This is a genomic window from Streptomyces sp. NPDC085946 (assembly GCF_044540485.1).
In the GTDB taxonomy this organism is placed as follows: domain Bacteria; phylum Actinomycetota; class Actinomycetes; order Streptomycetales; family Streptomycetaceae; genus Streptomyces.
The window spans coordinates 424307-437349 of the sequence record NZ_JBITSF010000001.1; the positions used below are offsets into that span (position 1 = coordinate 424307).

At 73.9% G+C, this 13043-nt stretch carries 8 protein-coding genes and 1 tRNA gene; 7 read left to right on the forward strand and 2 right to left on the reverse strand.

Annotated features, from left to right (window positions below; all coding sequences use genetic code 11):
* The first annotated feature begins 3 nt into the window (after positions 1 to 3).
* Positions 4 to 237, forward strand: a complete 234-nt coding sequence (locus ACIF8T_RS01835) for a hypothetical protein (RefSeq protein ID WP_053750770.1) — start codon at positions 4 to 6, stop codon at positions 235 to 237.
* A gap of 142 nt (positions 238 to 379) precedes the next feature.
* Positions 380 to 452 (forward strand) — tRNA-Ala (locus ACIF8T_RS01840).
* 128 nt (positions 453 to 580) lie between these two features.
* On the opposite strand, the gene ACIF8T_RS01845 is transcribed toward ACIF8T_RS01840, so the two are convergent.
* Together ACIF8T_RS01845 and ACIF8T_RS01850 are read right to left on the reverse strand one after the other, a co-directional pair.
* A complete protein-coding gene (locus tag ACIF8T_RS01845; protein ID WP_400030072.1) occupies positions 581 to 2191 on the reverse strand; it encodes an NADH-ubiquinone oxidoreductase-F iron-sulfur binding region domain-containing protein in 1611 nt (536 codons plus the stop codon).
* Positions 2188 to 3480 (reverse strand): cytochrome b/b6 domain-containing protein, encoded by a 1293-nt coding sequence (locus tag ACIF8T_RS01850; protein ID WP_400030074.1) that lies wholly within the window; start codon positions 3478 to 3480, stop codon positions 2188 to 2190. Before ACIF8T_RS01850 ends, ACIF8T_RS01845 begins: the two co-directional genes overlap by 4 nt.
* A gap of 405 nt (positions 3481 to 3885) precedes the next feature.
* On the opposite strand from ACIF8T_RS01850, the gene leuS reads away from it, so the two are divergent.
* The 5 genes from leuS (at position 3886) to ACIF8T_RS01875 (ending at position 13040) form a co-directional block, all read left to right on the forward strand.
* Positions 3886 to 6774, forward strand: a complete 2889-nt coding sequence (leuS, locus tag ACIF8T_RS01855; protein ID WP_400030076.1) for a leucine--tRNA ligase — start codon at positions 3886 to 3888, stop codon at positions 6772 to 6774.
* Between the two features lie 290 nt (positions 6775 to 7064).
* Positions 7065 to 7814, forward strand: a complete 750-nt coding sequence (locus ACIF8T_RS01860) for a hypothetical protein (protein WP_400031459.1) — start codon at positions 7065 to 7067, stop codon at positions 7812 to 7814.
* Between the two features lie 72 nt (positions 7815 to 7886).
* Positions 7887 to 8732: a DegV family protein gene (locus ACIF8T_RS01865; protein ID WP_400030078.1), complete on the forward strand. Its 846-nt coding sequence runs from the start codon at positions 7887 to 7889 to the stop codon at positions 8730 to 8732.
* An 886-nt stretch (positions 8733 to 9618) separates the two neighbouring features.
* Positions 9619 to 10392: a helix-hairpin-helix domain-containing protein gene (locus ACIF8T_RS01870; protein ID WP_400030080.1), complete on the forward strand. Its 774-nt coding sequence runs from the start codon at positions 9619 to 9621 to the stop codon at positions 10390 to 10392.
* Positions 10393 to 10478: 86 nt separating this feature from the next.
* Positions 10479 to 13040 (forward strand): ComEC/Rec2 family competence protein, encoded by a 2562-nt coding sequence (locus tag ACIF8T_RS01875; protein WP_400030082.1) that lies wholly within the window; start codon positions 10479 to 10481, stop codon positions 13038 to 13040.
* The last annotated feature ends 3 nt before the right edge of the window (positions 13041 to 13043 follow it).

Below are 13043 nucleotides of genomic sequence, written 5' to 3' on the forward strand. Positions count from 1 at the left end.
TCGATGGGTGCTCACAGGCGGAAGTGCGACTGGTGCGGCAGCGGCACGCCGATCGTCCGCGACATGGAACCGGTCAATCCCGAGTACCAGTACTGGTGCGAGGAGTGCGCGCGGGCGCTGATCATAAAAGGCGACCCCATCGAGACGTACCGCGAGCTGGAGGGGGAGCCGATCTACGGCCGGCTCCTGGAGGAGCACTGCACCCTCAAGCGCTTCTACTCGTTCGTCACCGCGTGACACGGGGGCGGTGCGCACCACGGGCCGTGCGAAACGGACATGAGCGGCCATGTCGGCGCGAGGCGGAAACGATTTGGTGTTCCACCGGGTGGACCGTGTAATGTTGGCGTCGCCGCCGGGGAAACCGGGCGGAACACCGCAAGGGGCTATAGCTCAGTTGGTAGAGCGCCTGCATGGCATGCAGGAGGTCAGGAGTTCAATTCTCCTTAGCTCCACAGAAGTCGAAGGCGGGTCATCCGGAAGGATGGCCCGCCTTCGACGTGTCGTCAGCGGTACGCGGCGCCTCGCCGGCACGGCGGGCCGTCTCCGGTGAGACGCCCCGCCGTCCGTGTTCTCGGCGTTCTCAGCGGCCCAGCGCCCGGCGGCCGCGGCCCTGGGAGAGGACCGGCAGGTTCCGCGACGGCGCCTGGGCGCGGGTGTCCTCCTCGATGCGCAGGGCCAGGGCCGGACAGCGGCGCACCGCGCGTAGAGCCTTGGCCTCGGCGTAGCGCGGCACCGACGCCTGCGCCACGGTCGGGAAGCCGTCGGCGCCCAGCTGGAACACCTCCGGCAGGATGTCGGCGCACAGGCCGTGGCCCCGGCACAGCGTCCAGTCGACGTAGATCTTCTGGCGGCTGGGGCCGTTCTCCTCGGCCTCCGCGCCGCCCGGGACGCCCGTCGGGGCCCTGCCGCCCTCGAAGAGCGGCAGCACGCCCTCAACGGGCCGCCCGCAGCCGTTGCCGAGGACGTGGGCGGCCAGGTCGTCGGTGAACGCCTTGAGGGTCGACTCCAGGAACATCGCGGAGCCGTCCGGGTGTGAGCACGCGCCGCGCCGCTTCACGTTCTTGGCGACCTGCTTGAGCGCCTCCAGGGCGGCCGGGCCGCCGCCGCCCAGGATGTCCTCCAGGCCGCGCGCGGCGGCCGGCAGACCGAGGTAGCAGGGGCCGCACTGGCCCGCGCTCTCCTCCGCCAGCCACTGGGCCACCCGCAGCGACTCGCCCAGCGGGCAGGTGTCCTGACTGATCGGCAGGATCGCGCCGGCGCCCAGCGAACCGCCCACCGCGTCCAGGGAGTTGCGGGAGACGATCGCCTCGTCGACCGTGGCCGCGTCGATCCACTTGCCGTGGTAGCCGCCGGTCAGCACGCCCTGCGGCACCGGCGGGGCGCCGGCGAGCTGGAGGACGTACCGCAGCGGCACGCCCGTGGGGACCTCGATCACCATGGGGCGCGCCACCGCCCCGGAGACCGTGAGCATGACGGTGCCCGGCTCGTCGTACAGGCCGGTGTTGCCGTAGCGCTCCGGGCCGATGCGGGCGGCGATCGCGAGCTGGGCGAACGTCTCGGCGTTGGACAGCAGGGTCGGAGCGCCGCCGACGCCGGCCCGCGAGGCGCTGATCTTGCGGCCCGGCGGGACGGCCGGGCCGCCGTCGATGGAGCGGATCAGGGAGGCCGCCGCCCCGGTGACCATGCGGACCGGATTGCGCTGCACGCGGGCGCGGAGCGCCGAACGGCGCCCGTTGCTCAGGCCCCGTTCGGCGAGGGCGGCCTCCATGGAGCGCTGCGTGGACTCCCGGGTGACGCCCACCACGAGCGTGCGGGCGCCCAGCGCCTCGGCGCACAGCAGCGCGCCGTCCAGGATCAGGTGCGGGGCGCGGTTGATCAGCACGGTGTCCTTGCGGCAGGCCGGTTCGTCCTCGCTGCCGTTGACGACGACGACCGGCCGGACGCCGCGCTTGATCGCCGACTCGGCGACCGCGCGCAGCTTCTTGTGGAAGGGGAAGCCCGCGCCGCCGCGGCCCCTGAGGTTGATGCGGTCGGCGAGCTGCGCGAGCTGCTCGCCGCCCAGTGGTTCGAGCGGCCCGTGCACCTTCAGGTGCATGGGCAGGTCAAGCCGTTCGACAAGGTCGAAGCCCGACGTGAGCTGGGGAAGACCGACCACGCGGACTTCGGGTACGTCGGGCAGGGCCTCGTTCACTTAAAGCCTCCGGAAGGCGTGTTCCAAGGTTCGCCCGAACCCGGTGCGCCGAAGTCGTAGGAGGCACCGGGCAGTGTTTCAGTGGCGGGACCGCTGTTGTTGTAGGTGTCGTCCGGGTTGTACGTACCGAAGGCGGCGTTCGTCTCACCGGTGTCGTACACATCACTCGAGCCGTAGCCCGAAGCGGCCGCATTGTCATAGACCGGGATGGTGTATCCGGTGTCGTTCAGCGGGTCGTAGGCCGACGGCGGGGCCTCGCCGACGGGCGGCGGGGACGGGATCGGCCAGCTGCCCGAGGTGCTCGCGCCGCCGTCCACGCGCGGGACGGTCCGGGTGGGCTGCATGTCCGGCGGCAGGTCCGTGCGCGCGGTCCGGTCGGGCGTGAAGGGCTGCCGGGCGCCGCGGGGCGGCGTCGACACGGCCCGGTAGGCGGCCGCGAAGCCGTTCACCGGCTCCTGGGCGGCGGACCGCCCGGCCGTCTCGTACGGCGCTTCGGCGGACGCCCCGCGGGACCCGGAGCCGCGCCGGCCCTCGTAGCCCGGCAGCGCGGACTCGGCGGCCCGGGCGCGGCCCTCCGCCGGCTCGTCGCGGGCCGGGCGCTCCTCGGAGCCGAGCAGGGCGGCGATCCGGTCGGCGACCCGGCGCTTGACCGGGCGGGGGGCGGCGCGCAGCGCGAGCGCCGCCATGACGCCGAGCAGCGACAGGCCGTACAGGAAGACGAAGACCGGCTTGGCCGCGCGACCCGCGTAGAGGCCGTGGATCAGCGCCGCGCACCAGGCCGGGTAGGCCAGCATGTGCATGGCGCGCCAGCGGGCGGCGACGGGGGCGGGGGAGGCGAAGGCGCCGCGCAGCGCGCCGGTGATGCCCACGAAGATCATCAGCAGGCCGGCCGCGGAGCCGAGGCCGATGAGCCCCTCGGTGCCGGTGAAGCCGAGCGAGAAGGGGATCACCGCGGCGATCAGCTGGGTGTGGTCGAGCGCGACCTTGGTGGTGATGTGCAGCAGCAGGAACGCGATCGAGGCGACCGCGGTCGTCCGGTGGACCGCCTGCCCGAGGATCCGCTGGCGCGCGTTGAGGAAGATCCGGTCCTGGGCGAACAGGCCCCAGATGACGGAGCAGCTCAGGGAGACGAGGGACAGCACGCCCGCGCCGAAGTCCAGGAACTGCTGGACCGGGTCGCCTCCGACCAGCACGACCACGGGTATGAGGAGCAGGACGGCGGCCGACGCCGCCCCGTAGGCCGAACGGCCGGGTTTGGGGAGCGAGCTGTTACTGCGACGAGGGTTCATGGGGGCAACTCCGAGCGGTTCGGGAAAGCGGTCCCGGTGCCGCACTCTAAGCCGCGTCCATACCGAGGAGTACGAGGTTTGAGTTATTGCGCCGTTACCAAAAGGCTGTGAGGTCGTTGTGATGTCCCTTAGCGGGCGTTACGCGAAGTAACCTTTGACTTTCGTCCAGTCCGGCCGGGTCGCGCGCCCCCGGGGGAAAGCGCGTCGCCGCCCGCGCGGGGCCTGCGGTACCCTGTCGCCATGCGTGCCGTACGCCTTCTGCTTAGCGGGCCGCGCTGATCACTACCGACCACCGGCGAATCGGACGGTCGGAATCGGCGCGGCGTCCCCTCCTGTGCGAGGGGATTTTTCGTTTCCTGGCAATCGCAGGCGCTGGCAGAGACGATCGATGGAGCTTTGAGGATCATGAGCGAGACGAACCCCGCTGCCGCCGCCGTGCCGGCGGAAGCAGCGCCGCACCGCTACACGGCCGCCCTGGCCGCCGAGATCGAGGCACGCTGGCAGGACGTCTGGGACGCCGAGGGCACCTACGAGGCACCGAACCCCAAGGGTGACCTGGCGGGCGACCCCGAGACGGTGGCCCGGCCCAAGAAGTTCATCATGGACATGTTCCCGTACCCCTCCGGTGCGGGCCTGCACGTCGGCCACCCCCTGGGCTACATCGCCACCGACGTGTTCGCGCGCTTCCAGCGCATGACCGGCCACAACGTCCTGCACACCCTGGGCTTCGACGCCTTCGGCCTGCCCGCCGAGCAGTACGCCGTGCAGACCGGCACGCACCCGCGCGTGTCCACCGAGGCCAACATGGAGAACATGAAGGCCCAGCTGCGCCGGCTGGGCCTGGGCCACGACAAGCGCCGGTCGTTCGCGACGATCGACCCGGAGTACTACAAGTGGACCCAGTGGATCTTCCTGCAGATCTTCAACTCCTGGTACGACGACGAGGCGAAGAAGGCCCGCCCGATCTCCGAGCTGATCGCCCAGTTCGCGTCCGGTGAGCGCGCCGTGCCGAGCGTGGACGGCCGCACGCGCGCGTGGAGCGAGCTGAGCGCCGCCGAGCAGGCCGAGGTCCTGGGCGAGTACCGCCTGGCGTACGCCTCCGACGCGCCGGTCAACTGGTGCCCCGGTCTGGGCACCGTGCTGGCCAACGAGGAGGTCACCGCCGACGGGCGCTCCGAGCGCGGCAACTACCCGGTCTTCAAGGCCAAGCTGCGCCAGTGGAACATGCGCATCACCGCCTACGCCGACCGGCTGCTGGAGGACCTGGAGGAGCTGGACTGGCCCGAGGCCATCAAGCTGCAGCAGCGCAACTGGATCGGCCGCTCCGAGGGCGCCCGCGTCGACTTCCCGATCGACGGCGAGCACATCACCGTCTTCACCACGCGCCAGGACACCCTGTTCGGCGCGACCTACATGGTGCTGGCCCCGGAGCACCCGCTGGTCGAGAAGTTCACCCCGGCCGCCTGGCCGGAGGGCACCCATGCGGTGTGGACCGGCGGCCACGCCACCCCGGCCGAGGCCGTCGCCGCCTACCGCGCGCAGGCCGCCGCCAAGTCCGACGTCGAGCGCCAGGCCGAGGCCAAGGACAAGACCGGCGTCTTCACCGGCGCGTACGCGACCAACCCGGTCACCGGCGAGCGGATCCCGGTCTTCATCGCCGACTACGTCCTGATGGGGTACGGCACCGGCGCGATCATGGCCGTCCCGGCGCACGACGCGCGGGACTTCGCGTTCGCCCGGGCCTTCGAGCTGCCGGTCCGGTGCGTCGTCGAGCCGACCGACGGCCGCGGCACCGACACGTCGACCTGGGACGACGCCTTCGTCTCCTACGACGCGACCCTGGTGAACTCCTCCGGCGAGGACGTCTCCCTGGACGGCCTGGGCGTCGTCGAGGCCAAGGCGCGCATCACCGAGTGGCTGCAGGACAAGGGCATCGGCGAAGGCACCGTCAACTACCGGCTGCGCGACTGGCTGTTCAGTCGCCAGCGCTACTGGGGCGAGCCCTTCCCGATCGTGTACGACGAGGACGGCGTCGCGCACGCCCTGCCCGAGTCGATGCTGCCGCTGGAGCTGCCCGAGGTCGAGGACTACTCCCCGCGGACCTTCGACCCGGACGACGCCGACACGCAGCCCGAGACGCCGCTGTCGCGCAACGAGGACTGGGTCGACGTCACCCTGGACCTGGGCGACGGTCCCAAGCGGTACCGCCGCGAGACCAACACCATGCCCAACTGGGCCGGTTCCTGCTGGTACGAGCTGCGCTACCTGGACCCGCACAACGGCGAGAAGCTGGTCGACCCCGAGATCGAGCAGTACTGGATGGGCCCGCGCGAGGGTCAGCCGCACGGCGGCGTCGACCTGTACGTCGGCGGCGCCGAGCACGCCGTGCTGCACCTGCTGTACGCGCGCTTCTGGTCCAAGGTCCTGTACGACCTGGGGCACGTCTCCTCCGCGGAGCCGTTCCACAAGCTGTACAACCAGGGCATGATCCAGGCCTACGTCTACCGCGACAGCCGGGGCATCGCGGTGCCGGCCGCCGAGGTGGAGGAGCGCGACGGCGCGTACTGGTACCAGGGCGAGAAGGTCTCCCGCCTGCTGGGCAAGATGGGCAAGTCCCTGAAGAACGCGGTCACCCCGGACGAGATCTGCGCCGAGTACGGGGCCGACACGCTGCGTCTGTACGAGATGGCCATGGGCCCGCTGGACGTGTCCCGGCCCTGGGACACGCGCGCGGTGGTGGGCCAGTTCCGGCTGCTGCAGCGGCTGTGGCGCAACGTCGTCGACGAGAACACGGGCGAGACGACCGTCGTCGACGCCGAGCCCGACGAGGAGACGCTGCGCGCCCTGCACAAGGCGATCGACGGCGTGCGCGCGGACCTGGAGGGCATGCGGTTCAACACCGCCATCGCCAAGATCACCGAGCTGAACAACCACCTGACCAAGACGGGCGGCCCCGTGCCCCGGCCGGTCGCCGAGGCGCTGGTCCTGCTGATCGCGCCGCTGGCCCCGCACGTCGCCGAGGAGCTGTGGCGCCGCCTGGGCCACACCGACTCCGTCGTCCACCGGGACTTCCCGGTGGCCGACCCGGCGTACGTGGTCGACGAGACCGTGACCTGCGTCGTGCAGATCAAGGGCAAGGTCAAGGCGCGGCTGGAGGTCTCCCCGGCCATCTCCGAGGAGGAGCTGGAGAAGGCCGCCCTGGCCGACGACAAGGTCGTCGCCGCGCTGGACGGGGCCGGCATCCGCAAGGTCATCGTGCGGGCGCCGAAGCTGGTGAACATCGTCCCGGCGTAGGCGCGGGCGGAGGGCGCCCGGGTGCCGGTGCTGCGGTGCCGGTGCTGCGGTGCCGGGGCGCCCGGCGTGGATGCCGGTGCGGCGGTACGTGTGGGTCCGGGATGCCGGGGCAGGTGGCGTCGTGGGCCGTAGGCGGTGCCGGCGCCGGTGCCGGCCGGGCTCGGGGTGGTCCCCTACGGGCAGGTTCGGGGTTTTTCTGGAACTCCGGGCCTGCCTGTTGCGTTTACCGTGGAGAGTGCGGCGGCGGATGCCGCGGCGGGCCGGACGGCCGGAGGAGGAGCTTCGTGGAAGTGATCGCAGTCTTCGCCTTGCTCTTCATGCTGTTGATCGTGCTCGGCGGCACCTATGCGACGGTCAAGGCCGTCGGCGCCGCCAAGCGGGGCGTGGACCGCACCCTCGGCCAGGCCCGCCGCACGGTCGAGGACCACACGCTGCGCGCCAGGTCCTTCGCGCAGCTCGGCCCCGGCGGCGAGATCGCCCAACTGCGGCTGAGGCTGCGCACCTCGATGCGCGCCACCCAGGACGCGTTGCAGGCCGGCGCGGCCGACGACGAGTCCCTCAAGGAGTCCCTCGGCCTCTTCGAGCGGCTCAGCGCGCACGGACGCGAACTCGACGACGAACTCAGGCGCCTGGAGTCCGAACCGGACCGCGCCACGCTCGCCGAGCGGCTGCCCGGCCTGCGCGAGCGCACCGAGCGCGTCACGCAGTCGGCGGACGCGCTGCGCTGGGCGGCCCGCGACCGTGCCCGCCGCTTCGCCGACGACGACCTGGACACGCTCAGCGCGCAGATCGACATGGAGGCCGGGGCACTGCGGCACTGGACGACCGCCGAGTCCCAGCCGTCCGCCGGGCGCTCGGCCGATCAGGGAGGGGCCGCCGCGCCGCCGTGGCCGGACGCCCCGGCCGCCGGCAGCCCGGAGGCCGGACAGACCCGGTCCGGCACCGCGGAGGAGCCCGCGCGACCGCGCGCCATCACCCCGCCGACCGCGCGCCCCACGTACCCCTGGCAGAAGAAGCCCCGCCCCGAGAGCACCACTTGATCCGGTCGCGCGCGCTCCGGCGCGGCGGGGCCGGACTGCCGCGCGGGCGCTGAGCCAGGTAGCCTCCAGCTCATGTCCCGCCATGTCGCGATCGTCACCGATTCAACGGCCTACCTGTCGGCCCGGACGATGGAGCGCCACGGCATCACCGCGGTGCCTTTGACCGTGGTCCTCGGTGACCGCGCGCTGGAGGAGGGCACCGAGATCTCGACCCGTTCGCTGGCCCAGGCTTTGCAGAAGCGTCGCCCGGTGACCACCTCGCGGCCCGGCCCCCAGGTCTTCGCGGACACCTACCGCGAGATCGCCGAGGCCGGTGCCACCGGCATCGTCTCCCTCCACCTCTCCGCCGAGCTCTCGGGCACCTACGACGCGGCGGTCGTCGCGGCGCGCGAGGCGCCGGTGCCGGTGCGGGTGGTGGACACCGGCATGATCGCGATGGCGCTCGGGTTCTGCGCCCTCGCCGCGGCGGAGGCGGCCGAGGCGGGCGGCACGGTGGACGACGCCGTCACGGCCGCCGAGAAACGGGCCGCGGGCACGTCCGCCTACTTCTACGTCGACACCCTCGACTACCTGCGCCGGGGCGGCCGGATCGGTGCCGCGCAGGCGCTGCTCGGCTCGGCGCTCGCCGTGAAGCCGTTGCTGCAGCTGGCCGGCGGCCGTATCGAACCCCTGGAGAAGGTGCGGACGGCGTCCAAGGCGATCGCCCGCCTGGAGGAGATCGCGGCCGACCGGGCGGGCGCCGCCCAGGTCGACATCGCCGTGCACCACCTCGCCGCCCCGGACCGGGCGTCGGCCCTCGCGGACCGGCTGCGGGACCGGCTGCCCGGGCTGGCCGACCTGCACGTCAGCGAGGTCGGGGCGGTGATCGGGGCACATACCGGGCCTGGGTTGCTGGGGGTTGTGGTGTCGGCTCGGTGACGCGGCGTTCTCGTCGCGTGCTGAGGTCACTCAGGCGGGTGGCTGAGGTCGCTCAGGCGGGTGGCTGAGGTCACTTACGCGGGTGGCTGAGGTCGCTTAGGCGGGTGTTCGTGTCGTTCGTGGTGTCGGTCACGTGGGGGGCGGTGTCCGTCAGGCGGGTGGCGGTGTCCCCAAGCGGGTGGCGGTGTCCTCGGGCGGGTGCTGGGTGTCACTCGTGTGAGTGACGGAGTTGTCCACAACCCGGTGGTTTTCCCCGGGAATCGACCAAGATCATCGCAAAGGTGCCGGGGTGGCCGATGCTCGGCGCATGGCACTTCGATCACGTTCACGCACAGCGGCCGTCACGAGTGGGCCGGGCCGGGCGCCCGCGTCCGACGGCAGGGTCAGGCACCGCGCGCAGGCTTCCCCTCTCCGCGGCGGCGGCCGCGGCCGGGCACGGCGGCGTCACGCGTCGGCGGAGGAGCTGCGGCGGCGGGCCGGGATGCTGTTCGAGGGGAGGGCGGAGCAGGGGGAGGGAGGGCGGGCCGAGCAGGTTGAAGTGGCTCGGTGGGCCGAGCAGGGTGAGGTGGCTCAGTGGGCCGAGCCTGCCGAGCCGGTTCCTCGTGCGGAGTGGGCCGCGGGGAACGAACAGGTCGATGGGCGGCGGGAGTCCGGCACGGGACCGCCGGGCGAGGACGGGTGCGCGGCGAGGCCGACAGGCCGGTCGGTGCCGTCCTGCCGCCCCAGGGGAGGGGCGGACCGGTCGGACGGCGATGCCGTCGAGGGCGCGGAGGCGCCGACCGCTCACACGGAGGGCCGGACGGATGCCGGAGCGGCCCGTGTGCCGGCGGAGGGCGGGACGAATGCCGGAGCGGATCCTGTGCCGGCGGATGCCGGAGGAGACCCCGTGCCGGCGGAGGGCTGGCGGGAGCGGGCCGGACTGGCGCTGCGCGAGCGGATGCCGGTCTGGTTGCAGGCCAGGTGCGGTCTGGAGCGACGGAGCGTGCTCGCCCTGACGGTGGTGCTCGTCGTGGCCGCCGGGTTCGCCGTGCAGCATTACTGGGCCGGGCGGACCGAACCCGTTCGGGCACCCGAGGTGGTGCGCGCGGTCGTTCCGGACGGGGATCGGGCGGTGGCGGACGGGCAGGGCCGGGAGGAGGACGGGCCGCGGACAGCGCCGGGTGCGGCGCCGGGCGTCGCGTCACCGGGTGCGCCCGCGCCCGAGATCGTGGTGGACGTCAGCGGCAAGGTCCGGGAGCCGGGCATCCACCGCCTGCCGGCCGGCTCGCGGGTCGCGGACGCACTGCGCGCGGCAGGCGGGGTACGGCCCGGTACGGACACCGACGGCCTGAACCGCGCCCGCTTCCTCGTGGACGGCGAGCAGGTGGTCGTCGGCGGCCCGGCCCCGGCCCCGGCTCCCGGCACCGCACCGGGCACGGGCCCGGGAGGCGCGGTCGCCGGTGGCCCGGTGACGGGGGCGGGCCCCGCGGCTCCCCTCTCCCTCAACACGGCCACCGTCGAGCAGCTCGACACCTTGCCGGGCGTCGGTCCCGTGCTGGCCCGGCACATCATCGACTACCGCACGCAGCACGGCGGCTTCCGCTCGGTGGACGAACTGCGTGAGGTCAACGGCATCGGCGAGCGCCGCTTCGCCGACCTGCGGAACCTCGTACGGCCATGAGCGGCGCATCCGTCGTGCCGCGACGGGCGACGCCCCGAGGCCCGAGGGCCGGGACCGGTTCGGGAGGGGCCGCCGTCAGGCGGCCGGTGCACGCCGACTCCGGGCAGCGGCTCGGGGCCGCCCGTCCGCGCCAGGAGGGGCCGACGGACCTCCGGCTGGTGCCTCCCGCGCTGGCGGCCTGGGCGACGGCGGCGTCGACGCTGGACGCGCCGCCCGGCCGGGTCGTGGGCGTGGTGGCGGTGTGCCTGGTGGCGGCCGTCGTCCTGCTGTCGGTTCGGTGGCGCCCGGCAGGGGACCGCCCGGCACCGGCAGCACTGCCGGTGCGGCGGCCTCGCGTGGGGCCGCGTGCCGCCGGGCCCGGTGCCGTGGCCGCCGTGCTGCTCTGCGTCGCCGCGGCCGCCGGCTCGGCCGGGCTGCACGGGGCGGATCTGCGCCGGGGGCCCGTACCGGACCTGGCCCGGCGGCACGCGACGGTGACCGTGGACGTCGAGGTCACCTCCGATCCCCGGCTGACCCGGCCGAAGGTCACGGGCGATCACATGGCCCGGACCGCCGTGCTGATCAATGCCGAGGTGCGACGGGTCGAGGAGGCGGGCGGAGCCGCTCGGGTGACGCGGACCCCGGTGCTGGTGATCGTCGGCACCGGCGCGGCCGGCCGGGCCGCCGGGAGCCCGGGCGGGGATGTGCGGCGGTTGACCGGTGACGGCTCCGGACCGTCCGCCTGGCTGGGACTGCTGCCCTCGACGCGCCTGCGGCTCACCGCACGCCTGGCACCCCCGCTGGCGGACGGCGACCGGATCGCGGCCGTGCTGCGGGTGCGGGATCGTGTGACGCCGCAGGTGGTGAGGGAACCGTCGGGCGCTCAGCGGTTCGCCGGACGGTTGCGCGCCGGGCTGCGGGAGGCCACCGACGGACTGCCGGCGGACGCGCGGGCGCTCCTGCCCGGGCTGGTCGTGGGGGACACCTCGCGGATCACGCCCGAGCTGGACGAGGCCTTCAAGGAGACCGACCTCACGCACACGCTGGCCGTGTCCGGGGCCAACTTCACGATCCTGCTGGCACTGCTCCTCGGACCTTTGGGCCTGGCGCAGCACGCCGAGCGGCGCGGCCTCGCGCCCCGCCTCGGCATCTCGCTGCGGGCGACGGCGGTGCTCGGTGGGGCGCTCACCCTGGGGTTCGTCGTCGTGTGCCGGCCGGACCCGAGCGTGCTGCGGGCCGCCGCCTGCGGATCCGTGGCCCTGCTGGCACTGGCGACCGGACGCCGCAGGTCCCTGATCCCGGCGCTGGCGACGGCCGTTGTGCTGCTGGTCCTCTACGACCCGTGGCTGGCGCGGAGTTACGGATTCCTGCTGTCCGTGCTCGCCACGGGCGCCCTCCTCACGCTCGCCCCGCGCTGGAGCGCGGAACTGCGGCGGCGCGGGATGCCGCCGAGGCCGGCCGAGGCACTGGCCGCGGCGGCGGCCGCACAGGCGCTGTGCGCTCCGGTGGTCGCGGTGCTCTCGGCACGGGTGAGTGTGGTGGCGGTGCCGTGCAACCTCCTCGCGGAGTTCGCGGTCGCGCCGGCGACCGTGCTGGGCTTCGCGGCGCTGGCCGCGGCACCCGTGGCGATGCCGGTGGCCAAGGCGCTGGCCTGGTGCGCGAGTTGGCCCGCGCAGTGGCTCGCGGGAATCGCGCGCACGGGGGCGGCGCTGCCCGGGGCGGGAGTGGACTGGCCGGGCAGCTGGGCGGGCGCGGCGCTGCTCGCCGTCGCCACGGTCGTGGTCCTGGCGGCCGGACGGCGGTTGCTGGGGCATCCCTGGGGGTGCGCCGTCTGCGCGGTGCTGCAGGTGCTGGTGGTGGTCCGGCCGCACCCACTGGGCCGGGTCGTCACGGGCTGGCCGCCGCCCGGATGGCGGTCGGTGATGTGCGACGTGGGGCAGGGCGACGCCATGGTGCTCGCGGCGGGGGAGGGCGCCGGCGTGGTCGTGGACGCCGGGCCGGATCCCGAGCTCGTCGACCGCTGCCTGCGCTCCCTCGGCATCACCCGGATCCCGCTCGTGGTCCTGACCCACTTCCACGCCGACCACGTGGCGGGTCTGCCCGGCGTACTGCGGGGACGCCGGGTCGGCGAGATCCAGACCACCGGTCACGAGGAGCCCGCGGACCAGGCCGCGTTCGTCCGGAGGGAGGCGGCCGCCCGGCGCGTGCCCGTGACGCACGCCGTCGCGGGGGAGCGGCGGCGCACCGGGCGGCTGTCCTGGCAGGTGCTGTGGCCGCCGCCCCGGTCCCGGCCGGCACCGGAGGGACCGAACGACGCCAGCGTCACCCTGCTCGTCCGGTCCGCCGGGCTGCGCCTGCTGCTGCTCGGCGACCTCGAACCCCCGGCGCAGCAGGAGCTGGCGAGGTCACCTGCGGCCGCCCGGGCCGAGGGCGTCGACGTGCTGAAGGTCGCCCACCACGGCTCGGCCTACCAGGACCCCGACCTGATACGCCGGGTGGCACCGCGCCTGGCCCTCATCAGCTGCGGCGACGACAACCCGTACGGCCACCCCGCGCCCAGCACGCTCGCGGCACTGCGCGCCGGGGGAGCGGCCGTGCTGCGGACGGACCGGGACGGGGCCCTGGCGGTCGTCGGTGAGGGCGGGCAGTTGCGGGTGGCGCGAGACTGAGGG